Consider the following 26252-nt stretch of genomic DNA (forward strand, 5'->3'; position numbering starts at 1 on the left):
TTAGTGACCAAATACTTAAGCGAGATCCTCGACAGAGGCGGATTCGTTGCGCGACAAGTTGATTCCCAGGTTGGCCGCGGCCCGCTCCAGGTCTTCGTCCTCACCCTCACGCAGCTCGATCGCCGCGCCGTCGGACGACAACACCTCGACGTTGAGGCACAGCGATTGCAGCTCCTTGAGCAGCACCTTGAACGACTCCGGAATGCCCGGCTCCGGGATGTTCTCGCCCTTGACGATCGCCTCGTAGACCTTGACCCGGCCGACGGTGTCGTCGGACTTGATGGTCAAGAGCTCCTGCAGCGTGTACGCGGCGCCGTAGGCCTGCATGGCCCAGCACTCCATCTCACCGAACCGCTGGCCACCGAACTGCGCCTTACCGCCCAGCGGCTGCTGGGTGATCATCGAGTACGGACCGGTCGAGCGAGCGTGGATCTTGTCGTCCACCAGGTGGTGCAGCTTCATGATGTACATGTAGCCAACCGTCACCGGGTACGGGAACGGCTCACCGCTGCGCCCGTCGAACAGCACCGCCTTGCCGTCGGCGTCGACCATCACATCGTCGTCGCGGTTGGGCAGCGTGCAGGACAGCAGGCCCTGCAGCTCCTCTTCCTTGGCACCGTCGAACACCGGAGTGGACACGATCTGGTTCGGCTGCGCGTGCCGCAACTGTTCGGGCAGGTTGACCGCCCACTCGGGGGCACCCTCGATGTTCCAGCCGGCCTTGGCCACCCACCCGAGGTGAGTTTCCAGAATCTGGCCGATGTTCATACGTCGCGGCACGCCGTGGGTGTTCAGGATGATGTCCACCGGGGTACCGTCCGGCATGAACGGCATGTCCTCGACGGGCAGGATCTTGCCGATCACGCCCTTGTTGCCGTGGCGTCCGGCCAGCTTGTCGCCGTCGGAGATCTTGCGCTTCTGGGCCACGTAGACGCGGACCAGCTCGTTGACGCCGGCGGGCAGTTCGTCGTCGTCCTCGCGGGAGAACACGCGAATGCCGATCACCTTGCCGGATTCACCGTGCGGCACCTTCAGTGAGGTGTCGCGGACCTCGCGGGCCTTCTCACCGAAGATGGCCCGCAGCAGCCGCTCCTCCGGGGTCAGCTCGGTCTCACCCTTGGGGGTCACCTTGCCGACCAGGATGTCGCCGTCGCGAACCTCGGCGCCGATGCGCACGATGCCCCGCTCGTCCAAGTCGGCCAGCACCTCGTCGGAGACGTTCGGGATGTCCCGGGTGATCTCCTCGGCGCCCAGCTTGGTGTCGCGGGCGTCGATCTCGTGCTCTTCGATGTGGATCGAGGTAAGCACGTCCTCTTCAACCAGCCGGTTGGAGAGGATGATGGCGTCCTCGTAGTTGTGGCCCTCCCACGGCATGATCGCGACGAGCAGGTTCTTGCCCAGCGCCATTTCACCGTTCTCGGTGCAGGGTCCGTCGGCGATCACCTGGCCGGCCTCGACACGCTCACCGGCATCCACGATCGGCGACTGGTTGGCGCAGGTGCCGTGGTTGGACCGGGCGAACTTGCGCATCCGGTAGGTGCGCCGGGTGCCGGCGTCGTGCATGACGGTGATGTAGTCGGCCGACACCTCCTCGATGACGCCCGCCTCCTCGGCCACGACGACGTCGCCGGCATCGATGGCCGCGCGCAACTCCATACCGGTACCCACCAGCGGCGCCTCGCTGCGCACCAGCGGAACCGCCTGGCGCTGCATGTTGGCACCCATCAGGGCGCGGTTGGCGTCGTCGTGCTCGAGGAAAGGAATCATGGCGGTGGCCACCGACACCATCTGGCGCGGCGACACGTCCATGTAGTCCACCTCGGACGAGGGCACGTACTCGACCTCGCCCGCCTTGCGGCGGACCAGAACGCGTCCCTCGACGAACCGTCCGTCGGCGTCGATCGGCGAGTTGGCCTGCGCCACGACGTGGCGGTCCTCCTCGTCGGCGGTCAGGTAATGGATCTCATCCGTAACGACTCCGTCCACGACCTTGCGGTAGGGCGTCTCGATGAATCCGAACGGGTTGACCCGTGCGTACACCGACAGCGACCCGATCAGACCGATGTTCGGACCCTCCGGCGTCTCGATCGGGCACATCCGGCCGTAGTGCGACGGGTGCACGTCACGGACCTCCAGCCCGGCACGCTCACGGGACAGCCCGCCCGGCCCCAGCGCCGAGAGACGGCGCTTGTGGGTCAGACCCGACAGCGGGTTGTTCTGGTCCATGAACTGCGAGAGCTGGCTGGTGCCGAAGAACTCCTTGATCGCGGCGACGACGGGCCGGATGTTGATCAGGGTCTGCGGCGTGATCGCCTCGACGTCCTGGGTGGTCATCCGCTCGCGCACGACGCGCTCCATCCGGGACATACCGACCCGGATCTGGTTCTGGATCAACTCGCCCACGGTGCGCAGCCGGCGGTTGCCGAAGTGGTCGATGTCGTCGGTCTCGACCGGCACCTCGCTGCCGCCGGGGACGGTCATCGTGGTCTGGCCCTCGTGCAGGCGGACCAGGTACTCGATGGTGGCGACCACGTCCTCTTCGGTCAGCGTGGAGCTGGTGATCGGTGCGCCGACGTTCAGGCCGAGCTTCTTGTTGACCTTGTAGCGGCCAACGCGGGCCAGGTCGTAGCGCTTCTCCTTGAAGAACAGGTTCTCCAGCAGGGTCTGCGCGGACTCCTTGGTCGGCGGCTCGCCCGGACGCAGCTTGCGGTAGATGTCCAGCAGCGCCTCGTCGGTGCCGACGGTGTTGTCCTTCTCCAGCGTCGACATCATGATCTCGGAGAAGCCGAACCGCTCGGTGATCTGCTCGCTGGTCCACCCCAGCGCCTTGAGTAGCACGGTGACGGGCTGGCGACGCTTGCGGTCGATACGCACACCAACGGTGTCGCGCTTGTCGACGTCGAACTCCAGCCATGCGCCGCGGCTGGGGATCACCTTGACGCTGTGCAGCATCTTCTCGGTGGACTTGTCGATGGTCTCGTCGAAGTAGACACCGGGCGAACGGACCAGCTGGCTGACCACCACACGCTCGGTCCCGTTGATGATGAAGGTGCCCTTCTCGGTCATCATCGGGAAGTCGCCCATGAACACCGTCTGGCTCTTGATCTCGCCGGTGTTGTTGTTGATGAACTCGGCCGTGACGAACAGCGGGGCCGCGTACGTCATGTCCTTGTCTTTGCACTCGTCGACCGGGGCCTTGACTTCGTCAAAACGGGGGTCGGAGAAAGACAGCGACATCGACCCGGAGAAGTCCTCGATCGGCGACAGCTCGTAGAGCACCTCTTCGAGGCCGCCGACCGGCTTCACGTCGCCGCGTCGAGCGGCGGATTCGCGCCAGCGCTGCGAGCCGATCAGCCATTCGAACGAATCGGTCTGAACGTCAAGCAGCCCCGGAACCTCAAGCGGTTCGCGGAGCTTGGCGAAGGAAACTCGGTTGGGCGCTCCCGGTACGGAGCTGTTTGAAGAACTTTGCGGGGGGCTAGCGTCTGTCTTGCTCTGGCGGAAATCAGCCAAGATGCGTCCTTCCAGCACCTCGTGCGACTAACGGGAGCCCTATGAGGAGCCGGTGCCCGCCGGGCCTGTTCGCCGCAGGTAATTTATCGGTTCGGCCGGCGAACGAACTGTCCGGATCACACGCACGCAACCGATAGCTGAGCCTGGAAATGGGCTCAGGCTAGGACCACGGTGTCAAGTGGCGGGTGAGGTGGGCAGGAAGTAGCCAGCGCAACGTCCAACAATAGCGCAGACGCGCGTATTCCTCAAATACCCACGACAGGTAGCCGTGCTCGGGGACCGGCGCTGGCTGGCGATCTCGAATCGCCCCGGACACGTGCGACACATGCTGCCCAACAGATTGACCCGTTTAGGCTCCGGCGTCAAGGGGAGGGGCGGCGAGTTACACCAAGTTATTGCGAGTTATTCGAAAAATCATCTGGTGACGGGCGCGCTGAACCGTCAGGGCCCCCACACAATCACGCTGAGCGAAGTTTTTTTAGAACTCGTGGGACTGGTACTTGTGCGTGCCCTCGAGGTCGTCGAGGATGGCCGCCTGGGCATCCTTGGGCAGCGTGTGCAGCATCGCGCGGACCCGGGCCTGACGGCGGGCGACCGCCTTGCGCTCCGGCATACCGGGCGACGCGACGATCTGCGGCGGCACGCCCTCGATTTCCTCCACACCGCCGGCGTGCTGACCGGCGTCGAGCGCGGCCTGCTCTTCGGCCATGGTGGCCTCGTCCTTTTCTTCGGACATGCCGATGGGCCCGATGCGCCGGCCGTTGAGGAATTGCCGAACCACCGGCTCATCGCTGGTCAGCAGCACTTCGCGGGGCCCGAACATGACCAGGTGCTTGCGGAACAACATGCCCATGTTGTCGGGCACCGTGCGGGCGATGTTGATGTTGTGCGTCACGATCAGGATGGTCGCGTCGATCTGGGCGTTGATGTCCATGATCAGCTGGCTCAGGTAGGCGGTACGTACCGGGTCCAGACCCGAGTCGGGCTCGTCGCAGAGGATGATCTGCGGGTCGAGCACCAGGGCGCGGGCCAGGCCGGCACGCTTGCGCATACCGCCGGAGATCTCGCCGGGGAACTTCTTCTCGTCGCCACCAAGACCGACCATGGTCAGCTTCTCCATGACGATGTCACGGATTTCCTTTTCCTTCTTCTTGGTGTGCTCACGCAATGGGAAGGCAGTGTTGTCGTAGAGGTTCATCGAACCGAACAGCGCGCCGTCCTGGAACAGCACACCGAACAGCGTGCGGATCTCGTACAGTTCCTTGGCCGAGCATTCGATGATGTCGGTGCCGTCGATGATGATCGAGCCGCGCTCCGGCCGCAGCAGACCGATGAGGGACTTGAGGAACACCGACTTGCCGGTACCCGAGGGGCCCAGCAACACGCTGACCTCCCCGGCGGGGATCTCGAGCGTGACGTCTTCCCAGATTCTCGAGGAGCCGAACGACTTAGTGAGGCCGTTGACCTCGATGCTGACGCCCATGGGAAATCCTTCCGCCGTCGCGCGTATCCGCCACCTGCCCCTTTTTGTGGCTTGAGTCACTGTAGCGCACGGGTGGGGCCCCACATCAGGGTTGCCGAGGTAACGATCTGTTGGTCCGTTAGCCCGCGGGCGCCCAGTTGCCGTGGAAGCCCATCGGGACTCGTTGTGGCAGATGCACCGTAGCAACCGGCTCCAGACTCTGGGCATCCAGCAACAGCAACTGGCCTTCGTCTTGCTCACGGTGATAGCCGTAGCCCATGAGGACGCCGTCGTCTTCGGCCCGGCTTTCCGGATTCGGGACGAATGACATCTCGCCGAGCAGCAGGGCCGGATCGAGCGCGGCGGTTTGGCTGGATCCCGTCGCGTAGTCGTACTTGTACAGCGAGGTGGACATCTCGGACGCGCCGCCGGACAAGTAGCCGCCGTCGAAGCCCAGCGCGTAGCCGAACCGGTGTTTGCCACCCAACAGCGTCTCGTTGATCCGCGGGAACTCCTGCGACCGGTCATCATGACATTGCGTGGTCACCGCGCCGGTGTCCAGATTGATGGTCCAGCGGTCCAACGACGGCGGGGTGTCGCCGGGGCCGCGCCGGTCGCGGTCGAACATCCGCGCATAGCGAACCACGTCGAGGACCAGCACCTCAGAGCTCCCTCGAGCGCCGTCACGCAGCTCGGAGTAAGCGTTGAGCGGGTGGTAGACGTAGCAGGGCTCGATGTCGAACCAGCGGATGTCCCGGTTGCCACCCTCGCGCGGCATGACCCCGATCCGGGCCGGGTAGTCGGAGTTCCAGGCATACGGCATGCGGTCGGACGGCTTGATGTTGCGGTTGACTCTCGCGGCGATGGGGTCGGGTACCCGCACGCGCCCGACCAGCGACCGCATTACCAGCTGGCCGGCCAGCCCAAGCCAGCGCGGCACCTGCACCGGCAGCAGCTGCACCGGGTCGAAGGTCACCGGCAGGTCGTAGATCACCACATATTTGTCGGTGAGCGAGAAGTCGTGCATCATCGGCGACCCGCTCACCTCTATGTCCACCGTGCGACGGGCGCGCCCCTGAGTGTCGATCACCGAGTACTGCACGCTGCGCCCGCGGGCGAATGAGTAGGAGACTGCGTGCAGTTCGCCCGTGCGGGGGTCGCGGTGCGGGTGGGCGGTGTAGCCGCCGGTGAGGGTGCCGTCGAAGTCGCAGGTTCCGACGGTGTCGAGGTCAGCGGTGAGTTCGTAGTTGGCGACGCCGCCCTCGACGAGCGCCAGAGTTCGTCCGGCGTGCGTCAGCACATTGGTGTTGGCGCCCAGGGACAGCATGCCCGCGCGCGGGTTGAGTCGTGCCGGCGCCGGCTCGCCGAGCGCAGTGCAGACGGGCTGGCTGCGCACCCAGCGGTTGCGGTACCAGCGCGCCTGGCCGTCCTGCAGCGCGACGCCGTGCACCATTCCGTCGCCGCTGAACCAGTGGTAGGTGGCCGTGTCCACCTCGGCGGCCGGGTTGGGACCGTTACGCAGATAGCGTCCGTCGAGATGGTCCGGAACGTGCCCAGTGACCGGCAGATCGGTGGCGGTTACTTCGGTGCTGACCGGCGCCAGGAAGCCGTCGAGATAGGGGTTCGCGGATGCAGCGGTATGCGTGGCCGTCATGGCTGAGCTCCTATAACATTGTTATTACGCTGTTATTGGCACGGTACGCCGCCGATGAGAAGATGGCAATGATGTCTGGTGAGATGACTGGGAAGACGCCTGCGAACCCGACCGCGTTGGCCCCGCGCAGCGTTCGCGACGACATGCTCGATGCGGCCGTGAACCTGCTGCACGAGCACGGGCCGGACGCCCTGCAAACCCGTAAGGTGGCCGGCGCCGCCGGTACCTCAACCATGGCCGTCTACACCCATTTCGGTGGGATGCGCGAGCTGATCGCCGAGGTCGCCGAGCAGGGTTTGCGGCAATTCGACGCCGCGCTCAGCGTGCCGCAGTCCGCCGATCCGGTTGCCGACCTGCTGGCCGTCGGCCTCGCCTATCGGCGCTTTGCCATCGAGCACCCGCACATGTACCGGCTGATGTTCGGCAGCACCAGCGCGCATGGCATCAATGCACCGACCCGCAATGTGCTGACGTTGTCGATCGCCGAGATCGAGGAGCATCACGCGAGCTTTGCGCACGTGGTGCGCGGGGTGCATCGCTCGATGCTGGCGGGCCGGATCGCCGGGGCGGATTCCGACGCAGCGGTGGTGGCAACGGCGTGCCAATTCTGGGCGACCATGCACGGGTTTGTGATGCTCGAGCTGGCCGGCTTCATCCGCGACGACGACGCGGCGTCCGTCGGACCGGTACGCGCCGCCATGGTCACGAATCTGCTGGTGGCCCTGGGCGATTCACCCGAGCGGGCACACGAGTCGCTGCGCGCGGCGGCGGGCTCTCGTTGAGTACACGAAAGCCCCCGGGGGCCCCGGGGGCTTTCGTGTCGTTGAGCTACTTGACGCTGACGGTGGCGCCGGCGGCCTCGAGCTTGGCCTTGGCCTCGTCTGCGGCTTCCTTGGCGACCTTCTCCAGCAGCGGCTTGGGCGCGCTGTCGACCAGGTCCTTGGCCTCCTTGAGGCCCAGGCCGGAGACGATCTCACGGACCACCTTGATGACGCCGATCTTCTTGTCGCCGGCGGCCTCGAGGATCACGTCGAACTCGGACTGCTCCTCGGCGGCCTCGGCGGCACCGCCGGCCGGCGCGGCACCCGCAGCGGCAACGGCGACCGGAGCGGCCGCGGTGACCTCAAAGGTCTCCTCGAACTTCTTGACGAAGTCAGAGAGCTCCAACAGGGTCATTTCCTTGAAAGCGTCAAGCAGTTCGTCGCTGGAGAGCTTGGGCATGGTGTGGGTCCTTCCTGGTTCTTACGGGTTATTCGGCTGATGCTGGTTCTGCAGCCGGTGCTTCGGGGGCCGGCGTCTCGACTGCCGGTGCTGCTGCGGCTGGCTCTGATTGCTTCTTTTCCTGCAGGGCGGCCAACAGTCGGGCCATCTGCGATGCGGGCGCGTTGAACAGCCCCGCGGCCTTGGCGAGGTTGCCCTTCATCGCACCGGCCAGCTTGGCCAGCAGCACCTCGCGGGATTCCAGGTCGGCGATGCGCTCGACCTCGGCGACGGTCAGCGGGTGACCGTCCATGTAGCCGCCCTTGATGACCAGCGCCTTGTGCTCCTTGGCGAAGGTCTTGAGGGCCTTGGCCGCATCGACCGGCTCCCCGGTGACGAACGCGATCGCCGTGGGCCCGGCGAACAGCTCGTCGAGCCCCTCGATACCGGCTTCTGAGGCCGCTCGCTTGATGAGGGTGTTCTTGGCTACCGCGTAGGTGGCCGACTCCCCCAGCGACCGGCGCAACTCGGCCAGGTTGGCAACCGACAGGCCCCGGTATTCGGTGATGACGGTCGCGGTCGAGGCCTTGAAGTGCTCGGTGATATCTGCAACGGCGGTGGCCTTGTCAGCCCTGGCCATGCATGCCTCCTGAAAAGTGTGAGAACGCCTGAGAACGACGAACGCCCCGGCGCAGGAATAGGCCGGGGCGTAAAGATGGGCCGGCGCGTACGCCGGCGTTGCTGCCTCGTCCTCCTGCGTGGGCCGCCGGGATGTTCCCGGACCTTCAACCGATTGCTCGGTGACCGACGGTCTTCGGTGGATCGGCAATCACAATAGCGTGGCCGCCGCGATCAGCCAAAACGGGCTGCACCGTGCACGAGCTTGGCGGCGCCGATCAAACCCGCGTCGCCGCCGAGCCCGGCCGGCACCACGCGCAGTCCCGTCAAGAAGTCCAGTCCGGCGTAGTCGGCCAACGCCGTGCGCAGCGGGTCGAAGAGCAGCGATCCCGACTTGGCTACTCCCCCGCCGATGACGACGAGGTCGAGGTCGCACACCGCGGCCACCGACGCGATCATCGCCGCCAGCGCCGTGGTGCCGCGGCGAAAAGCGGCCAGCGCCGCCGCGTTCCCGGTCCCGGCGGAGTCGGCCAGCTCCTTGGCGCCCGCGCCCGGCGCTGCGGCCCAGCCGTTGGCGCGCGCCCAGCGGACCATCGACGGCCCGGAGGCCACGGTCTCGACGCAGCCTCGGCCACCGCACGAGCAACGTTCGCCGCCCGGTTCGACCACCACGTGGCCCACATGGCCGGCGTTGCCGGTGCGCCCGTCGTAGGGAACGCCGTCGAGCACCAGCCCGCCGCCGACACCGGTGGACACCACCATGCCCAGCATGAACCGCGCACCCCGTCCGGCCCCGCGCCAGTGCTCGCCGAGGGCCATGCACACGCCGTCGCCGCCCAGGCGCACCGGCACGCCGGGCACCGCGGCCGCGACCCTGTCCCGCAGCGGAAAACCGCGCCAGCATTTGACGTTGATCGGGCTGACCGTCCCACTGTCCAGATGGACCGGCCCGGCCGAGGCGATACCCACGGCGGCGACGGTTCCGCCGGCCGCGCGCAGGGCGTCGGAGATCATCGCGGCGACGGCGGCCCAGACTTGTTCGGCTTCACCGCCCGCCGGAGTGGGACAGGTGGCCTTGTGGACGAGCGCGCCATCGTCATCGGTGAGGCCGGCGGCAATCTTGGTGCCGCCGATGTCGAGGCAGAGGGTCAGCATCAGTGTCGGTGGGTGTTATCGGGTTGACGGGGATCGCCGGGGTGCTCGTAGCCGGGAGCCAATTGCACCAGCACGGCCCGTCGGGCGTCCAGCCAGGTCCGGAAGGCGCGGCGGCACGCGGCGCCGCGCAGGTGCTCGGTTATCACCACACGCACCTGGTCCAGTGGCGGCCCGGCGAGCGGCGCGGTGCGCCAACCGTGGCCGCCGGAACGCGCCGCGGCGAAGCGCATCGGGTTGCGGGTGTGATAGCCCGTCACGTCGGCGTCGGACACCGCGACGTCGGCGGTCACGTCGGCGAACAGCGCACGCGCCAACGGGTCCGCCAGGACCGCCGCGGCTATGCTGCCGATCTCCAGCCGGGCCGTCAGATCGGGCAGTAGCTCCGCCTCGCTCGGGGCGTGCGCCGCGGTCAGCCCGCGCGCGGCCGCCTCGGCGGCGACCACGCGCTCGGTAACGATGAGTTGCGTCAGCCAGCGCCGCAATTGCCGGCCCTCGCTGGTGCCGCCGGCCGGCAGCGCAGCGGCCCGCGGGCCGGCGCGCAGTCGCGCTTCCCGCGCGTCAACTTCCCCGATAGCGATCGGCGTGCCGGCAACGGTGGCGACCAGCTGACTAGTCACGTCACGCTCACCCTTACCCCGGGCGAATAGACCAGCCGGCCCGCACAGCCCACCCGGATCAGTGCCCACCACTGGCCGGGCTCCTGCCAGGCCGGCGGGCTTACGTCGAAGACGAGTTCGGCCGTGCCGCGCGCCGGGACAACGGCGCCGACGGCCGCGGGACCGATCCACTCCCAGGTACCCCAGGGGCTGATCAGGTGCGCCTCCACGGCCAAGTCGGCGCCGGCACGGTTGCCCACGGTGACGGCCAGGCGCGCCGAGCGGCCGGCGTCCACCTCGACCTCGGCCGGCCCGTCGACGAGGTAGACGAGTTCGGTGTGGTCCACCCCGATTGCCACCACGCACACATCCTCGACGACCTGCCGCCACGCGGCCGGTAGGCCCGCGTCAGTGATCCGCAGCTGCGCCCGAACCGGGTACAGCCCCGGCCGGGTGCGGGCGGGCACCGCCAGCACCACATCGGTTTCCAGGTATTGCCCGGCACACAGCGTGAACGGCCATTCGGTGGGCGCTAGCGACCAGCCGTCCGGACACACGACTTCTACCGAGCCGTTCAACGGCGAATCGGTGCAGTCGCTGGCCGCGGTGAGCCGCAGCACCAGATCGCCGCCCGGCTCGGCGCTGGCCTGGTGGGGCTGCAGATGAGCAACCGCCGGCAACCCACCCAGCGGCGCAGGACCGCGGTTGTGCAACCAGTAACGCGCGTACAGGGGCTGGGCCGGCTCGGATTGTGGAGCAAGAGCAAAGCCATCTCCGGCCAGCACTGCCGGGACGTCGAGCCGGGCCAGGACGGTGGCCACCTGGTAGCCGTGCAGGTCGATGGTCTTCTTGCGGTGCTGAGGCTGTTCCAACAGGTCGGCTGACCGGAATGCGCCCACCTTGCCCAAGTCGGAGGTGACGGTGACGCGCGTCGGCGCGCCGGTCGTTTCCACCAGCCGCAGTGCCACCGCGGCCGGGTCGACGGGCGCGGAGCTGCCTGCCGTGAGTGGGTTGCCGGCCGCCTTCAGCGCGCCCAGGTGCACGCGGTCGGCCGGCTCGATCGAGAACAGCGAACCGATCGGCGGCAGCTTTGACTGTCGCTGCCGCGGAGTCACCGCGAGCAGTGGCTGGGAGAACTGCGCGCTGCGGCCCGGAATGCCGGCCGCCCGCCAGTCGCCTTCATCGCTGATCAGTGCGTAGTCGAAATCGTGTGTCCAGTGCTGGAGTTGGAAGTTCGAGCCGTCGGGTGCGGTGCGGCGCGGTTCGTCTATCCAGATCCCCGACGGCCAGCCGGTGCACGACCGCAGCAGCGCGGTATGCAGGGTGGCCTCGGAGTCGACGGCGAAGCTCGGCACGCCGCGGTTGAGCAGCGCGACAGTGCGCGCTTCGGACGGTTCCATGCCGGCCGGCACCTGTTGGTCCAGGTGGATTTCAGCGTCGCCCAGATCATCGGCCACCGCGGCGATCGCGGCCGCCAGCGTCCTGTCGTCGCGGCCGTCGATGACCAGTACCGGCAGCGCCAGCGCCGCACGCAGGTCGGCACCGGGCTGCCAGACCGCCGCCAGCGAGGCGCCAGCCGGCACCCATACCCTGGCCCGGCCCGTCTCGGCCAGCTGACGCTCCAGTTCCGCGGTATAGACCGGATCAGCCTGTGCCAGTACGGCTTTGGTGAACGCGTTGCGCGCCGGCCCGCCCAGGGCGATCCGGGCGTCCGGCAGATTCGAGTCGACGTCGAGGTGGCCGTAGCGCGGCTTTTCCGCGCCGCTGCAGGTGGCCGTCACTCCGGCCCGCACCAGCGCGACCATCAGGTCGCGCGCGATCGGGCCGGACACCGCCTCGGCCGGCGTGACCACCTCGGCCACCGAAACTGCGCGCCAAGCGTCTCCGGCGCGCACGCGCGCCGCGCTGGACAACCCGAACCAGCCGTAGGCCGGATTGTCCAGGGTCCACAGGTGCTGCGCGGTGTCCACCGAACGATCTCCGTCGTGCAGCAGAGCAAAACCGCGGCCGACGACGGCGTCCCCCACCTCGCTGACCGGCATCGCGCCGGGCACCGGGCACGGCCAGCGCAGTCGCACCAACCGGTCTTGCCCGGTGAACCCGTCGATGGTGGTTCGGCAATCCACCCGCGCGATGCCGCGCCACAGGGTCAGGGTCTGGGTGTAGCGCAGCACGTCGCCCATTCGGCCGTTCACGACGAGCCGCTGGCCCAGCGGACTGTGGTACGCCTGCGCCCGGGCCGGCGATTCCGAAGAACCGACCACCGGCCCCTTGGGCAGCAGGTGCCACGGTCCCTCGCTTTGCGTCGGGTGCGCAGGGTATTCCTCGTAGACTGCAAGCTCGTTGCCTACCCGGCCGTGCGCGATGAGCTGGCGTCCACCGTGTAGCCACGACACCACCGCCCCACCGCGTGCCGGGTCGACAGCCAGCCGGTAATGCTCGTTGGCAATCTCGGATCCGGGCGCCGGTTCCCAGCCCGCGCCGGCGTCGCCCGATACCAGCCGGTAAGCGCGCCAGCCCAGTGACGGCACATCGCGCGCCAGCCAGGTGACCGACCGACCGTCGTGCTCGACGAGCGCGGGCAGCTCGGTGCCGTTGGCATCTACCACCCGCACCCCGGCTGGCAGCGGCGGGTCGAGCCGGGCCGTGACGATGTCGGTGCGCTGCTGAGTCAGCGGGTTGAACACGACGACCGAGTCATGCGGGCCGGCAACCGCACCGGACAGCAGCTGCAGCGCGTTGTCGCGGGCGGCGCAGCCGAGCTGCCACGCATCGCGCCATCCGGTCAGCAGGTCGAGGTAAACCTGGTCGGACTCCGAGCCGGTGATGGCGTCGTGGTGGGCGCCGTAGGCCAGCTGCACCCAGGCCTTGGCCAACGCCGCCTGCGGGTACTCGCCTCCCGCGATCACCCCGGCGAACACGGCGAAGCGCTCGGCGTCCAGGACCGCGTTCTCAGCGGCGCGGTTGGCTTGTTTGGTGTCGATGAAGGACACGTCCTTGCCGGTGTAGATCGGGTTCATGTCCCGCGTCTGCGGCGACGGCTCCTGACCGCGCTGCCCCAACTCGGCGCGCACCGCCGCGAAAAACTCCTTCGGTAGCCCGCACACGAAACGTGGCCAGGTGTACCGCGCTGCCCAGTCGCGGTGGATAGCGGTGACCCACTTGTTCGGCGGGGTGTAGTCGGTGCCCACTGGCAACAGCACATTTCGGGTCAACGCGACCCTTTTGAGCTGGCAGAACAGCTCGAAGGTGGCTTGCTCGGCCTCGGCCAGCGAGGCTGCGGAGTCCATCCACCAGCCCGCTGAATAGTGCGCCGGCATGTAGTGGGTGAGCAGGCCCCGACCGGATGGCGATATCCACTCGAACTCGCTGGAGAACTGCATGCGGTCGATATCACCGCCCTGCCCGGGCCCCCATTGGTGGTGCGGCCCGCGGGCCCACGAACTGGACGTCAGCCCGGCATCGGCGGCCATGCCGGGAAACTGCGGGTCATGGCCGAACACGTCGAGCTGCCACGCGGTGGCCGGATCGGCGCCCAGCACGTCGCGCTGAAAACCGATGCCGTGCACCAGGTTCCGGATCGTCGTCTCCGGGCTGGTCAGGTTGGTGTTGGGTTCGTTGTAGGTGCCGCCCATGACTTCGATGCGGCCTTCCGCCAGGAACCGGCGCAGGTCGGCGCGGTCTTCGGGCCGGGTGTCCCAGTACGGCTTGAGGTAGTCGACTTCGGCCAGCACGAATTTGTACTCGGGTTCGCGCCGCGCCATCTCCAGATGGGCGTGCACCAGCTCGAAGCCGTTGGTCTGACGGGCACGGCCCGGCGGGTCTTCGGTCCACTCGCTGGTGTAGGCGCCCTGGGTGTTCCACCACACCGGGTCGTAGTGGAAGTGACTGACCATGAACATGGTCCACCCCGGCTCAGCCACGGTGAACTCGAACGGCTTGGTTTCAGTGCCGTTGTCGCCCGCGTGCACGACCGCGGCCCGCCGCTGGCCGACCAGCGGTTGATCGACGACGACAGCGACCTCGACGACCGCAGTCCCGGGTGCGGCGACCGCCTCGCCGCGCAGACCGTCACCTTCGACGCGAATGGCTGCCGGCTCGGTGCAGTCGGTGATCGTCACCCGCGCCAGCTGCACCGGAGCCTGCGGCGGACCAACGAACAGTTCGGTCGACTCGGCCGAAACCACCTGCATGCCAGCACCTTACGCTCGGGTTATGGCGGATCTGATCAACCAACTGGCCGACCAGCTCGATTGGCACTGGCGCGCGCAACTGCGCCCCCGCCTGGACGGGCTCACCGATGACGAGTACTTCTGGCAGCCGGTGCCCAACTGCTGGACCATCCATCCCGACGGCTCGATCGACTTCGCATTCCCACCACCGAGCCCGGTGCCGTTCACCACCATCGCCTGGCGGCTGGCGCATGTCATCGTCGGCGTGTTCGCCATGCGCAACCACAACCATTTCGCGGGACCGCCCGCCGACTATCAGAGTTGGCAGTACGCCACCGACGCGGCGACCGCGCTGCAGCAACTCGACGAGAGCTACGCGGCCTGGATTGCCGGCGTGCGGTCCTTGTCGGCGGCCGATCTCGACCGGCCGTGCGGCCCCGCCGAAGGCCCCTACGCCGAGCACTCGCTGAGCGAACTGATCCTGCACATCAACCGCGAAGCGATCCACCACGGCGCCGAAATCGCCTGTCTTCGCGACCTGTACTTACACGTGCCGCGCCGAGATTGCCACCAAGGTTGTGATTGACGCCCGAATCACGGCCCTCACGGCAATCTCGGCGAGCGGCCGGCGGGCGCCACCATGTACGAATTGATCGCGGGCCTGGAGAATTGGGAACCGCGGCCGTGGCTCACGCCCTGGCAGAAACGCTAATCCGAACGGCTAATCGCCCCGAATTTCGGGCGTGTGTGGGCTCACGCGAATTGGGAATTGACTGCCCGGATTTGGCACACTGCTTGAATGAGTTCCACCAAACACCGTGAGGTGGCCAAGCTGGATCGGGTGCCGTTGCCGGTCGAAGCGGCCCGGGTAGCCGTCACCGGATGGCAGGTCACCCGCACCGCCGCCCGCGTCGTCACCAACCTGCCGGGCAAAGGCCCATGGCAGCAGAAAGTGATCAAAGAGATCCCGCAGACCTTCGCCGACCTGGGGCCGACCTACGTCAAATTCGGACAGATCATCGCGTCCAGTCCCGGCGCATTCGGCGAATCGCTGTCGCGCGAATTCCGCGGCCTGCTCGACCGGGTGCCGCCCGCCGACACCGACGAAGTGCACAAGCTATTCATCGAGGAACTCGGCGACGAGCCGGCCAACCTGTTCGCCAGCTTCGACGAAGAACCGTTTGCCTCGGCGTCCATTGCCCAGGTCCACTTCGCGACCCTCAAGACGGGCGAGGAAGTCGTCGTCAAGATCCAGCGGCCGGGCATCCGCCGCCGGGTAGCCGCCGATCTGCAGATCCTGCAGCGCTTCGCCCAAGCCGTCGAGCTGGCCAAAGTCGGCCGCCGGCTCTCGGCCCAAGATGTGGTGGCGGACTTCTCCGACAACCTGGCCGAGGAGCTGGACTTCCGGCTCGAGGCTCAGTCGATGGAAGCCTGGGTCTCGCACCTGCATGCCTCGCCGCTGGGCAAGAACATCCGGGTGCCGCATGTGCATTGGGACTTCACCGGTGAGCGGGTGCTGACCATGGAACGGGTGCACGGCATCCGCATCGACAACGCCGCCGCCATCCGCAGGGCCGGGTTCGACGGCACCGAGCTGGTGAAGGCGCTGCTGTTCTCGGTCTTCGAAGGTGGTCTGCGGCACGGGCTGTTTCACGGCGACCTGCACGCGGGCAACCTCTACGTCGACGACCAGGGCCGCATCGTGTTCTTCGACTTCGGAATCATGGGCCGCATCGATCCGCGGACCCGCTGGCTGCTGCGCGAGCTGGTGTACGCGCTGCTGGTCAAGAAGGATCATGCCGCGGCCGGCAAGATCGTCGTGTTGATGGGCGCCGTCGGGACCATGAAGCCTGAGGCGGAAGCCGCCAAGGACCTGGAGAAGTTCGCCACTCCGCTGACCATGCAGACGCTGGGCGACATGTCGTATGCCGACATCGGCCGCCAGCTGTCGGCGCTGGCCGATGCATACGACGTCAAGCTGCCCCGCGAGCTGGTGCTGATCGGCAAGCAGTTCCTCTACGTCGAGCGGTATATGAAGCTGCTGGCGCCGAAATGGCAAATGATGTCCGACCCGCAGCTGACCGGCTACTTCGCCAACTTTATGGTCGAAGTCAGTCGTGAGCATCAATCTGATGTTGAGGTGTAAGGGGGCCTAGTTGGACGTTCGTAGCGGCTTTGCCATATCCAGAGCGGAATCTGGCGACGTCAAGCTGCACTACGAGGACATGGGCAACCTCGATGATCCGCCCGTTCTGCTGATCATGGGCCTGGGCGCCCAGATGCTGCTCTGGCGGACGGACTTCTGCGAGCGACTGGTCAGGCACGGCCTGCGCGTCATCCGCTACGACAACCGGGACGTCGGACTGTCCAGCAAGACCCCGCCCACGCGCGATGCGCAGCCGCTGGTTACCCGATTGGCCCGGTCCTGGCTCGGCCTGCCCAGCAAGGCGGCCTACACGCTGGAAGACATGGCTCGCGACGCCGCGGCCGTGCTCGATCATCTCGACATCCGGCACGCCCATATCGTCGGGGCGTCGATGGGCGGCATGATCGCCCAGATCTTCGCGGCACAGTTCGCCGAGCGCACGAGAACCCTGGGCGTCATCTTCTCCAGCAACAATCACAGGTTCCTGCCGCCGCCGGCGCCGCGTGCGCTGCTTGCGCTCATCAGCGGCCCGGCTCCGGACTCCCCGCGAGACGTCATCCTCGACAACGCGGTACGGGTCAGCCGGATCATCGGCAGCCCGCAGTACCGCATACCCGACGAGCAGGTTCGCGCCGATGCCGCCGAGTGCTACGACCGCAATTTCCACCCGTGGGGCATGGCCCGACAGTTCAGCGCAATTTTGGGCAGTGGCAGCCTGCTGCACTACGATCGTCAAATCGTCGCCCCGACTGTGGTAATTCACGGGCGGGCCGACAAGCTGATGCGGCCGTTCGGCGGCCGCGCCGTCGCTCGCGCCATAGACGGTGCTCGGTTGGTGCTGGTCGACGGTATGGGCCATGACCTGCCCAGGCAGCTGTGGGATCGAGTGATAGGCGAGCTGAAAACCAATTTCGCCGCGGCCGGCTGAAGCGGTCGCTCGGCGAGCCTAAGACTTAAATGACCGGCACGACGCGAGGAGGTTGTCGAAAATGGCCGAACTGAGACCGTTTTACGAAGAATCACAGGCGACCTACGACATTTCGGACGAATTCTTCGCGCTGTTCCTGGACCCCAATATGGTTTACACCTGCGCCTACTTCAAGAACGACGACATGACCCTCGAAGAGGCGCAAACCGCGAAGTTGGACCTTGCCCTCGACAAGCTGAACCTCGAGCCCGGGATGACGGTGCTCGACGTCGGCTGCGGGTGGGGCGGGGCGGTGGTCCGAGCGGTGGAGAAATACGACGTCAATGTCGTCGGCATAACGCTCAGCCGAAATCACTACGAGCGCAGCAAAGCACGACTGGAGGCGATCCCGACCACCCGGCACACGGAGGCCCGGCTGCAGGGCTGGGAAGAGTTCGACGAGAAGGTCGACCGGATCGTCAGCTTCGAGGCTTTCGACGCGTTCAAAAAGGAGCGTTGGCCCGCGTTCTTCGAGCGCTCCTATGACATCCTTCCCGCCGACGGGCGGATGCTGTTGCACAGCATCTTCACGCATCCGCAGACCTACTGGCGGGACCACGGGATCACGGTGACGATGAGCGATCTGCGGTTCTTTCGCTTCCTCGCAACCGAGATCTTCCCCGGCGGCGGGATGTGCGGCGAATCCGACATCGTCGACAACGCGAAGGCCAGCGGATTCTCGGTCGACGAAATCCAATACCTGCAGCCGCACTACGTACGCACTTTGGACATCTGGGCGGACAATTTGCAAGCCAATCGGGACAGCGCCATCGCCATTCAGTCCGAAGAGGTTTACGACCGCTTCATGCGCTATTTGACCGGCTGCGCGGGACTCTTTCGCAAGGGCCTCTCCAACGTCGCGCAGTACACCCTCATCAAATAGCCTGCCGTTCCCAACGCACCCACTCTGACCAGCGGAAATTGCTTCGCAATTTAGAGATGCCCCGCCAAGTCGGCTAGCATGCAACGTGCATGCCGGGGGGCTTGACTACATGTTGCATGCACCGTGGGGCCGCTAGGTCCAGAAAGGCAATACAACCTCGTGGCTCAGGGATTGACACCGCACTTCGACGATGTGCAGGCGCACTACGACTTATCCGACGAATTCTTCCGGCTGTTTCTGGACCCGACCCAGACTTACAGTTGCGCGTACTTCGAGCGCGACGACATGACGCTGGAAGAGGCGCAGATCGCCAAGATCGACCTGGCGCTGGGCAAGCTCGGCCTGCAGCCCGGCATGACGCTGCTAGACGTCGGCTGCGGCTGGGGTGCCCCGATGCGGCGGGCGATCGAGAAGTACGACGTCAACGTCGTCGGCCTGACCCTGTCCAAGAACCAGGCCACTCACGTCCAGAAGGCCTTCGACGAGATGGACAGCCCCCGGAGCAAGCGGGTGCTGCTGAATGGCTGGGAAGAGTTCGACGAGCCGGTCGACCGGATCGTGTCGATCGGCGCGTTCGAGCACTTCGGTCACGACCGCTACGACGACTTCTTCAAGTTCGCCTTCGACATCCTGCCCGCCGATGGCGTGATGCTGCTGCACACGATCACCGGCTTGACCGGGCCGCAGATCGCCGAACGCGGTATGCCGATGACCTTCGAGATGGCCCGGTTCATCAAGTTCATCGTGACGGAGATCTTCCCGGGCGGCCGGTTGCCGACGATCGAGATGGTCGGCGAGCATTCGGCGAAGGCGGGCTTCACGCTGACCCGCCGCCAGTCGCTGCAGCCGCACTACGCCCGGACGCTCGACCTGTGGGCCGAGGCGCTGGAGGCGCACAAGGACGAGGCCATCGAGATCCAGTCCGAAGAGGTCTACGAGCGCTATATGAAGTACCTGACCGGCTGCGCCAACTCGTTCCGCACCGGTTACATCGACGTCAACCAGTTCACGCTGGAAAAGTAGTGACTCCGCAGCGCCGAGTGCGCACTAGGTGAGTGGCGGTTCAGAAAGTGCGGATCTACCGAGCGCAAATGCCAGGGTTGCGCCCTAGTCCGTGTAGGGTGCCGGAGATGGTTGCCCCGTGGGGGTGCTGTCCCATTGGGAGGACATATGTCTGAGAACTCATCGGGCGCCACGGACACGCGAAAGAAGTACGACGATGTCCAGGCGCACTATGACATCTCCAACGAATTCTTCGAGTTGTTCACGGACCCGACTCGGACCTACAGCTGTGCGTACTTCGAACGCGAGGACATGACCCTCGAGCAGGCCCAAATCGCCAAGTTGGACATGTCACTGGACAAGCTGGGACTCGAGCCGGGGATGACCCTGCTCGACGTGGGCTGCGGCTGGGGCTCGACCATGAAGCGCGCCCTGGAGAAGTACGACGTCAATGTCATCGGGCTGACACTGTCGGAGAATCAGCACGCCTACTGCCAGCAGCTGCTTGCCGGCGTGGACACAGACCGCTCGTACCGCGTACTGCTGAGCGACTGGGCGGACTTCACCGAGCCGGTGGACCGGATCATCACCATCGAAGCGCTGGAGCATTTCGGTTTTCAGCGCTACGACGAGTTCTTCAAATGGGCCTACAACACCCTGCCGCCGGACGGGGTATGGATGCTGCACACGATCACCGGCTTGACCGGCGGTCAGATCGTCGAGCGCGGCATGCCGGTGACGTTCGAGATGGCTCGCTTCATCAAGTTCATCATCACCGAGATCTTCCCCGGCGGCCGGTTGCCGTCGATTGAGAAGGTCGAAGACCACGCGGCCAAGGCGGGCTTCACCGTGGCCCGCGTTCATCCGCTGCAGCTGAACTTCGCCAGAACACTCGACTTTTGGGCCGAGGCCCTAGAGGCGCACAAGGAAGATGCCATCGCGATTCAATCCGAAGAGGTCTACGAGCGGTATATGAAGTATCTGACCGGATGCGCCAAGTCATTCCGGGTCGGCTACGTCGGCTGCCACCAGTTCACGCTGCAGAAGTAGACTTTCGATGCCACTCACGGGTACCAGGCGCAGTCACGCGTGCGACTAGGCAACGCACATCATCAGGAGAACACAACAATTATGGTCGAAAAGCCGATCGGCACCACGCCGACGCGGACGCGCTTCGAAGACATCCAGGCACACTACGACGTCTCCGATGATTTCTTCGCCTTGTTCCAGGACCCGACTCGGACCTACAGCTGCGCCTACTTCGAGCCGCCGGACCTGACGCTCGAGGAAGCCCAGATCGCCAAGATCGATCTGAACTTGGACCAGCTGGACCTCAAGCCGGGGATGACACTGCTGGACATCGGCTGCGGGTGGGGCACCACCATGAAGCGCGCCATCGAGCGGTATGACGTCAACGTCGTCGGGCTCACCCTGTCCAAGAACCAGCACGCGCGATCCCAACAGGTGCTGGAGTCACTCGACACCGATCGCTCACGCCGGGTGCTGTTGCACGGCTGGGAGGATTTCAACGAACCCGTCGACCGGATCGTGTCTATCGAGGCATTCGAACACTTCGGGCACGAGAACTACGACGACTTCTTCAAGAGGTGTTTCGACATCATGCCCGAGGACGGCCGCATGACCGTCCAGAGCAGCGTCAGCTACCACCCCTATGAGATGGCGGCCCGCGGCAAGCGGATCACCTTCGACACGGTGCGTTTCATCAAGTTCATCGTCACCGAGATCTTCCCGGGTGGCCGGCTGCCGTCCACCGAGATGATGGTCGAGCGCGGCGAAAAAGCTGGTTTTGTTGTCCCCGAGCCTCTTTCGTTGCGGCCGCACTACATCAAGACGCTGCACATCTGGGGGGACACGCTCGAGTCCAATAGGGACAAGGCCATCGCGATCACCTCCGAAGAGGTCTACGACCGGTACATGAAATACCTGCGCGGCTGCGAGCACTACTTCACCGACGAGATGCTCGACGTCAGCCTGGTGACCTACCTCAAACCGGGTGCTGCCGCCTGACTGTCGGATCGGGGCTGCGCCGTTCGTCGAATGGGTAGAGAGTGGAGCAGACGGCTTCGCTCACTACCGGAGGTGACGAGAAATGCAGTACTTCGCGTTGTTGATCGGCACGGAGCAAGAGCGCACGCCTGAGGAGGGCGCCGCGGAGATGGCGGCCTATGGCGCCTTTCACGCCAAAGCCGCGTCGGCGATTCTCAGTGGTGACGCCCTGGCATCCGCCGCAACCGCGGTGCGCGTCGGCGGGGGTCCGGACGCGCCGATGATCACGGATGGCCCCTATGCCGAAGGGGCCGAAGTAGCCGGCGGCTACTACGTATTCGAAGCCGAAAACCTCGACGAGGCACTGGCTTTGGCCCGCGATATTCCTCTGGCCAAGTACGGCGCGGTCGAGGTCTGGCCGACGGTCCACTCGCTTGAACCGGCCCGCCTGCTGACCGGCAACGACTGGCTCGCGCTGCTGTTGGAACCACCGGGGTCCGCGCACACGCCGGGCACGCCGGAATGGGAGGCGGCGGCTGCGCGCCACGGGGAGTTCATGACCGCCGCGGGCAACCACGTGATCGGTGGCGCCGCTTTGCATGAACGCTCCGCGGCGACCACGGTGCGGGTGCGCAACGGCGAAGTGATCGTCACCGACGGACCGTATGCGGAAGGTGCGGAAGTTGCCAGCGGCTTCTATCTGCTGGCCGCCGACGACCGTGATGAGGCCGTCAAGATCGCCGCCATGATTCCCGCATCGGCCGTGGAATTGCGGCAGCTGGCTGGGGTGTCCGGGCTGTAGTTGGGGCCAATGACCAACCTGGACGGCATCTTTCGCCGGGAGTGGGGACCCGCCGTTGCCGCTATCGCGCGGTGGTCCGGCGACCTGACCGTCGCGGAGGATGCCGTCCAGGAAGCCTGCGCCGAGGCGCTGCGCAGCTGGCCGCGTGACGGGGTGCCTGATCGTCCCGGGGGGTGGCTGATCACGGTCGCGCGCAATCGCGCCCGGGATCGGCTGCGCCGTGAATCCGTGCGTCCTGGAAGGGAATTGGCCGCTGTGCTGGACGACATCCGGGCGCGTACCGATCACACCGAACCGCATCCGGTCCGGGACGACGAACTGCGAATGATGTTCACCTGCGCGCATCCGGCGCTGGACCGGCAGTCGCAATTGGCGCTTACCCTGCGACTGGTGTCGGGGCTGACCGTCGCCGAGATCGCCCGCTCGTTATTACAGACCGAGGCGGCCATCGGTCAGCGAATCACGCGGGCCAAGAACAAGATTCGTCATGCCAATATCCCGCTGCGGGTACCACCGGCCGAGCTGTTACCCGAGCGCACACCGCACGTGCTGGGCTGCATCTACTCGGTTTTCACCGAGGGCTACTGGTCGACGGCGGGCCCGTCGGCCATCCGGGACGAACTCTGCGATGAAGGGGTCCGGCTCGCCGGGGAATTGTGCGCCCTGATGCCGCACGAGCCTGAGGCCCACGCCTTGACAGCCCTGGTGCTGCTACATGATTCGCGGCGAGCAACCCGCGTTGACGGCGCGGGTGCGTTGGTGCCGCTCGAGGATCAGGAGCGTCGCCGGTGGGATCGCGGCCGCATCGCCCGGGGACTGGACCGGCTGCGGCAGGCCGAGGGGTCGACCGGCCCCTACCTGCCGCAGGCGGTGATCGCGGCGGTGCACGCCACGGCGCCGTCATGGGAGCAGACCGACTGGACCACCATCTGCGCCGCCTACGACCGGCTGCTACAGCTGACGGACTCGCCGGTGGTGCTGGCCAACCGCGCGCTGGCGGTCGGCTTCCGCGATGGGTACGACGCCGGCCTTACCGCACTGGACGAAGTCGCCGACGATCCGCGGCTGTCCCGGTCGAATTTGGTGGCGTCAGTGCGCGCGGACCTGCTACGGCGCGCTGGACGCCGGCCCGAGGCCGTTCACTGGTACCGAATTGCCTTGGAGTCCAACGGCTCCGAGCCGGGCCGTGACTTTATGCGGCGGCGCATCGCCGAGTGCGGCGGATAGACGACCTAACATCAGAACACCAGCGGCCTCGCCAGCGCTGCCTTGCCGCCGAACGGCTTTGGCATGTCGTAATGCAAACCGGCAGCTTGCCAGCGGCGCAGGAATTCCTCGATCACGTCCGGATGGCTGCCGAGATGCAGGCGCACGAACGGTACCGGCGCCGTCTGGTTGAACAGCGACGCCGACACCAGCGTTCCGGTCGCAAAGAACAGATCGTCTCGGAAGCAGTCGATACCACCCTCGGCGCGCTGGTACACCTTCGGTATTTCGATCAGCATGTAGGAAGTCGATGGACCGACGCACAGCCCGGTATCCGGCCAGCCCATCCGTGCCTTCAGCCGGGTCCGCACCAATTCCTTTTGGCGGGTGTAGAAGAGACCGGTCTCGATCGTCCAGGCGGCCGCCTCGGGTGTGGCCAGCCATGCGCACATCAGTTCGGCGTTGTGAGTATTGGTGTGGTACCGGTTGATCCACGATTCGCGGCTGAGGTGGCGCAGCATTTTCGGCGACGTAGTGATGGCGGCCACGCCCATCGTGTTGCACGAGAACTGCTTGCCGAACGGACGGGTGGCCACCCAGCGATCGAACATGCCGGAGGCGACGAGCTCATTGTCTCCGTCGTTGCGGTCGAACGCATCGAGCATCGCCTTCAGGTGGTTCACCCGGGCCACCCGTGGATCGTGCACGCAGTAGTAAGCGTCATCGAGCAGCAGGAAGCCGCCCTGCCGTGCGGTCAGTTCGAGCAGGTATTGCGTCACCGTGACCGGCCACTGCATGCCGGTCGGATTGTGCTGCGGGTTGGTCACGGCCATGGCGACATGACGGGTACCGTCCGCGACGGTGTCGCGCACGATCGCATCCCACGCCTCGAGGTCGGGCAGCCAGCCGTTCTTGGGTGTCAGCGGCAGGAACACGACTTCGAACCCGACGTCCTTGAAGATGCCGCGGTAGTCCCATGCTGGCGTCGGCACCAGCGCCACCGGAGTCGTCCCGGGAAAGTTCTGCTTTGCTTGGCGCATCGCCACTTTCGCCATGTCATACATGGCCATCCGGGTCGTCATCGCCAGGCAACCCACGTCGATGTCCAGACCCGCGGCAGGCTCGCGTCCGGTCAGGTCATGCTCTCCGACGATCAGGCCGCGCAGGAAATTGCGGTGGCGCTGGATGCCGTAGCCGGATTCGGCGTACCCCATGGTGGCGCGGTCGAACTGGAAGGCATTCACGAATTCGAGGAACTTCGGGCTGACGCCGTTCCAGTGTTCGCCCTTGACGGCGTACAGCGCCGGCCCGTGCGGCGCGCCGGCCTGCAGGTACTCGTGGTACAGCAGCTGTTCCGGCGAGCATTGGCGCATCTCTTCCGAATCGTTGCGCAAGTGATCGGCGGCGGCCTCGATATGGCTGCGCAAATGCGGACCACGGCGCGCAACCGCGGATCGTTCCAGTGCTTCGTCAAGTTGCGTCATTGCAGCGCAAATTCCATCCAACGCGAAATCAGGGTTGAAAACTCCGGCGCCAGTCGCGGCCGTTAGCCGATGAATTTACCCATGTGATGGATGGAACTCGCTCCGCCAATTGGAGAGGCTGATGGACGAATCGCTCTCCCTCAATTGGCGGAGGACAAATCACTCCCCCGCGGCGAAGTTGCGGGTGACCGAAGGATCGACCGGAATGCCCGGGCCCATCGTCGTGGACACGGTGATCTTCTTCAGGTACCGGCCCTTCGACGCCGACGGCTTGAGCCGCAGCACCTCATCGATCGCCGCGCCGTAGTTCTCGGCCAGCGCCTTCTCGTCGAAGGAGGCCTTGCCGATGACGAAGTGCAGGTTGGCCTGCTTGTCGACGCGGAAGTTGATCTTGCCGCCCTTGATGTCGGTGATGGCCTTGGCGACGTCGGGGGTGACGGTGCCGGTCTTGGGGTTGGGCATCAAACCGCGGGGACCCAGCACGCGAGCGATCCGGCCTACCTTGGCCATCTGGTCGGGGGTGGCGATCGCGGCGTCGAAGTCCAAGAACCCGCCCTGGATCTTCTCGATCAGATCGTCGCTGCCGACGATGTCGGCTCCCGCGGCGACGGCAGCATCGGCTTTCTCCCCCACCGCGAACACCGCCACCCGGGCGGTCTTTCCGGTGCCGTGCGGCAGGTTGACCGTGCCGCGGACCATCTGGTCGGCCTTGCGCGGGTCCACGCCGAGCCGGATCGCCACCTCGACGGTCGCGTCCTGCTTGGTCGATGACGTCTCTTTGGCGAGCTTGGCCGCCTGCAGCGGGGTGTAGAGGTTGGTCCGGTCCACCTTCTCGGCGGCGGCGCGGTATGCCTTGCTGTTCTTGCTCATTGAAATATCCAATCCAGGTTGGGTTCGTGGTTAGGAACGGGCCGAAGCTGGCCCTCCCACGCTTTATCGGGGTCGAGCTATTCGACCGTGATGCCCATCGACCGAGCGGTGCCGGCGATGATCTTGGCGGCCGCGTCGATGTCGTTTGCGTTGAGGTCGGTCTTCTTGGTCTCGGCGATCTCGCGGACCTGATCCCAGGTGACTTTGGCGACCTTGGTCTTGTGCGGCTCCGCCGAGCCCTTGGCCACGCCGGCGGCCTTGAGCAGCAGCTTGGCGGCCGGCGGAGTCTTCAGCGCGAACGTGAAGCTACGGTCCTCATAAACCGTGATCTCCACCGGGATGACGTTGCCGCGCTGGTTTTCCGTCGCGGCGTTGTACGCCTTGCAGAACTCCATGATGTTGACGCCGTGCTGACCGAGCGCGGGGCCAACCGGCGGCGCAGGGTTGGCCTGCCCCGCCGTAATTTGCAGCTTGATCAGCCCAACGACTTTCTTCTTCTTCGGGGCCATGAGATG

Annotated in this window: 21 protein-coding genes; 10 read left to right on the forward strand and 11 right to left on the reverse strand. The window is 66.0% G+C overall.

Annotation, left to right across the window (positions count from 1 at the left end; all coding sequences use genetic code 11):
- Nucleotides 1-15 precede the first annotated feature (15 nt).
- From rpoB to BST12_RS09530, 3 genes are all read right to left on the reverse strand, one after another.
- Nucleotides 16-3513 carry a DNA-directed RNA polymerase subunit beta gene (gene rpoB / locus BST12_RS09520; RefSeq protein WP_139801573.1) on the reverse strand — a complete coding sequence of 1166 codons (3498 nt, stop codon included), beginning with the start codon at nt 3511-3513 and terminating at the stop codon, nt 16-18.
- A 478-nt stretch (nt 3514-3991) separates the two neighbouring features.
- Entirely contained in the window at nt 3992-4996 is a 1005-nt protein-coding gene (locus BST12_RS09525; protein ID WP_083112867.1) for an ABC transporter ATP-binding protein, read from the reverse strand.
- Between the two features lie 118 nt (nt 4997-5114).
- Nucleotides 5115-6629: a carotenoid oxygenase family protein gene (locus BST12_RS09530; protein WP_083112868.1), complete on the reverse strand. Its 1515-nt coding sequence runs from the start codon at nt 6627-6629 to the stop codon at nt 5115-5117.
- A gap of 83 nt (nt 6630-6712) precedes the next feature.
- Between BST12_RS09530 and BST12_RS09535 the strand changes: the two genes are divergently transcribed.
- On the forward strand, nt 6713-7411 hold the full coding sequence (locus BST12_RS09535; RefSeq protein ID WP_083112926.1) for a TetR/AcrR family transcriptional regulator: 699 nt from the start codon (nt 6713-6715) through the stop codon (nt 7409-7411).
- Nucleotides 7412-7457: 46 nt separating this feature from the next.
- Here the strand turns inward: BST12_RS09535 and rplL are convergent, their stop codons facing one another.
- The 5 genes from rplL to BST12_RS09560 form a co-directional block, all read right to left on the reverse strand.
- On the reverse strand, nt 7458-7850 hold the full coding sequence (rplL, locus tag BST12_RS09540; protein WP_083112869.1) for a 50S ribosomal protein L7/L12: 393 nt from the start codon (nt 7848-7850) through the stop codon (nt 7458-7460).
- A 28-nt stretch (nt 7851-7878) separates the two neighbouring features.
- Nucleotides 7879-8469 carry a 50S ribosomal protein L10 gene (gene rplJ, locus BST12_RS09545; RefSeq protein WP_083112870.1) on the reverse strand — a complete coding sequence of 197 codons (591 nt, stop codon included), beginning with the start codon at nt 8467-8469 and terminating at the stop codon, nt 7879-7881.
- A 212-nt stretch (nt 8470-8681) separates the two neighbouring features.
- Complete coding sequence (locus BST12_RS09550; RefSeq protein ID WP_083112871.1) at nt 8682-9602, reverse strand: ROK family protein; 921 nt, start codon at nt 9600-9602, stop codon at nt 8682-8684.
- Complete coding sequence (locus tag BST12_RS09555) at nt 9602-10219, reverse strand: DUF7158 domain-containing protein (RefSeq protein WP_083112872.1); 618 nt, start codon at nt 10217-10219, stop codon at nt 9602-9604. The genes BST12_RS09550 and BST12_RS09555 overlap by 1 nt, the downstream gene beginning before the upstream one ends.
- Nucleotides 10216-14391 carry a glycoside hydrolase family 38 N-terminal domain-containing protein gene (locus BST12_RS09560; protein ID WP_083112873.1) on the reverse strand — a complete coding sequence of 1392 codons (4176 nt, stop codon included), beginning with the start codon at nt 14389-14391 and terminating at the stop codon, nt 10216-10218. The genes BST12_RS09555 and BST12_RS09560 overlap by 4 nt, the downstream gene beginning before the upstream one ends.
- 22 nt (nt 14392-14413) lie before the next feature.
- On the opposite strand from BST12_RS09560, the gene BST12_RS09565 reads away from it, so the two are divergent.
- The 9 genes from BST12_RS09565 to BST12_RS09605 all read left to right on the forward strand — a co-directional run bounded on the left by BST12_RS09565 (nt 14414) and on the right by BST12_RS09605 (nt 23404).
- Nucleotides 14414-14956, forward strand: coding sequence for a DinB family protein (locus BST12_RS09565; protein ID WP_083112874.1), 543 nt, complete (start codon nt 14414-14416; stop codon nt 14954-14956).
- Between the two features lie 213 nt (nt 14957-15169).
- On the forward strand, nt 15170-16516 hold the full coding sequence (locus tag BST12_RS09570; RefSeq protein WP_083112875.1) for an ABC1 kinase family protein: 1347 nt from the start codon (nt 15170-15172) through the stop codon (nt 16514-16516).
- Nucleotides 16517-16526: 10 nt separating this feature from the next.
- A complete protein-coding gene (locus BST12_RS09575; protein ID WP_083112876.1) occupies nt 16527-17444 on the forward strand; it encodes an alpha/beta fold hydrolase in 918 nt (305 codons plus the stop codon).
- Between the two features lie 61 nt (nt 17445-17505).
- Nucleotides 17506-18366: a cyclopropane mycolic acid synthase family methyltransferase gene (locus tag BST12_RS09580; protein ID WP_083112877.1), complete on the forward strand. Its 861-nt coding sequence runs from the start codon at nt 17506-17508 to the stop codon at nt 18364-18366.
- A gap of 159 nt (nt 18367-18525) precedes the next feature.
- On the forward strand, nt 18526-19389 hold the full coding sequence (gene mmaA2, locus BST12_RS09585) for a cyclopropane mycolic acid synthase MmaA2 (protein ID WP_083112878.1): 864 nt from the start codon (nt 18526-18528) through the stop codon (nt 19387-19389).
- Between the two features lie 147 nt (nt 19390-19536).
- Nucleotides 19537-20418: a cyclopropane mycolic acid synthase family methyltransferase gene (locus BST12_RS09590; protein ID WP_083112879.1), complete on the forward strand. Its 882-nt coding sequence runs from the start codon at nt 19537-19539 to the stop codon at nt 20416-20418.
- A gap of 81 nt (nt 20419-20499) precedes the next feature.
- A complete protein-coding gene (gene mmaA4 / locus BST12_RS09595; protein ID WP_083112880.1) occupies nt 20500-21396 on the forward strand; it encodes a hydroxymycolate synthase MmaA4 in 897 nt (298 codons plus the stop codon).
- A gap of 82 nt (nt 21397-21478) precedes the next feature.
- Complete coding sequence (locus BST12_RS09600; protein ID WP_083112881.1) at nt 21479-22177, forward strand: YciI family protein; 699 nt, start codon at nt 21479-21481, stop codon at nt 22175-22177.
- Nucleotides 22178-22186: 9 nt separating this feature from the next.
- Nucleotides 22187-23404, forward strand: a complete 1218-nt coding sequence (locus BST12_RS09605) for an RNA polymerase sigma factor (RefSeq protein WP_083112882.1) — start codon at nt 22187-22189, stop codon at nt 23402-23404.
- 11 nt (nt 23405-23415) lie between these two features.
- On the opposite strand, the gene BST12_RS09610 is transcribed toward BST12_RS09605, so the two are convergent.
- The 3 genes from BST12_RS09610 to rplK all read right to left on the reverse strand — a co-directional run bounded on the left by BST12_RS09610 (nt 23416) and on the right by rplK (nt 26246).
- Nucleotides 23416-24867, reverse strand: a complete 1452-nt coding sequence (locus BST12_RS09610) for a pyridoxal phosphate-dependent aminotransferase (RefSeq protein WP_083112883.1) — start codon at nt 24865-24867, stop codon at nt 23416-23418.
- 159 nt (nt 24868-25026) lie between these two features.
- On the reverse strand, nt 25027-25737 hold the full coding sequence (gene rplA, locus BST12_RS09615; protein ID WP_083112884.1) for a 50S ribosomal protein L1: 711 nt from the start codon (nt 25735-25737) through the stop codon (nt 25027-25029).
- A gap of 77 nt (nt 25738-25814) precedes the next feature.
- Nucleotides 25815-26246 (reverse strand): 50S ribosomal protein L11, encoded by a 432-nt coding sequence (gene rplK, locus BST12_RS09620; RefSeq protein WP_083112885.1) that lies wholly within the window; start codon nt 26244-26246, stop codon nt 25815-25817.
- Between the last annotated feature and the right edge of the window lie 6 nt (nt 26247-26252).

This window comes from Mycobacterium angelicum, from assembly GCF_002086155.1.
Classification (GTDB): domain Bacteria; phylum Actinomycetota; class Actinomycetes; order Mycobacteriales; family Mycobacteriaceae; genus Mycobacterium; species Mycobacterium angelicum.

Coding starts and splice junctions, on each gene's coding strand:
- BST12_RS09525 (WP_083112867.1), bottom strand. CDS start 4,996: ATGGGCGTCAGCATCGAGGTCAACGGCCTCACTAAGTCGTTCGGCTCC.
- BST12_RS09530 (WP_083112868.1), bottom strand. CDS start 6,629: ATGACGGCCACGCATACCGCTGCATCCGCGAACCCCTATCTCGACGGC.
- BST12_RS09535 (WP_083112926.1), top strand. CDS start 6,713: ATGACTGGGAAGACGCCTGCGAACCCGACCGCGTTGGCCCCGCGCAGC.
- rplL (WP_083112869.1), bottom strand. CDS start 7,850: ATGCCCAAGCTCTCCAGCGACGAACTGCTTGACGCTTTCAAGGAAATG.
- rplJ (WP_083112870.1), bottom strand. CDS start 8,469: ATGGCCAGGGCTGACAAGGCCACCGCCGTTGCAGATATCACCGAGCAC.
- BST12_RS09550 (WP_083112871.1), bottom strand. CDS start 9,602: ATGCTGACCCTCTGCCTCGACATCGGCGGCACCAAGATTGCCGCCGGC.
- BST12_RS09560 (WP_083112873.1), bottom strand. CDS start 14,391: ATGCAGGTGGTTTCGGCCGAGTCGACCGAACTGTTCGTTGGTCCGCCG.
- BST12_RS09565 (WP_083112874.1), top strand. CDS start 14,414: ATGGCGGATCTGATCAACCAACTGGCCGACCAGCTCGATTGGCACTGG.
- BST12_RS09570 (WP_083112875.1), top strand. CDS start 15,170: ATGAGTTCCACCAAACACCGTGAGGTGGCCAAGCTGGATCGGGTGCCG.
- BST12_RS09580 (WP_083112877.1), top strand. CDS start 17,506: ATGGCCGAACTGAGACCGTTTTACGAAGAATCACAGGCGACCTACGAC.
- BST12_RS09590 (WP_083112879.1), top strand. CDS start 19,537: ATGTCTGAGAACTCATCGGGCGCCACGGACACGCGAAAGAAGTACGAC.
- mmaA4 (WP_083112880.1), top strand. CDS start 20,500: ATGGTCGAAAAGCCGATCGGCACCACGCCGACGCGGACGCGCTTCGAA.
- BST12_RS09600 (WP_083112881.1), top strand. CDS start 21,479: ATGCAGTACTTCGCGTTGTTGATCGGCACGGAGCAAGAGCGCACGCCT.
- BST12_RS09605 (WP_083112882.1), top strand. CDS start 22,187: ATGACCAACCTGGACGGCATCTTTCGCCGGGAGTGGGGACCCGCCGTT.
- BST12_RS09610 (WP_083112883.1), bottom strand. CDS start 24,867: ATGACGCAACTTGACGAAGCACTGGAACGATCCGCGGTTGCGCGCCGT.
- rplA (WP_083112884.1), bottom strand. CDS start 25,737: ATGAGCAAGAACAGCAAGGCATACCGCGCCGCCGCCGAGAAGGTGGAC.
- rplK (WP_083112885.1), bottom strand. CDS start 26,246: ATGGCCCCGAAGAAGAAGAAAGTCGTTGGGCTGATCAAGCTGCAAATT.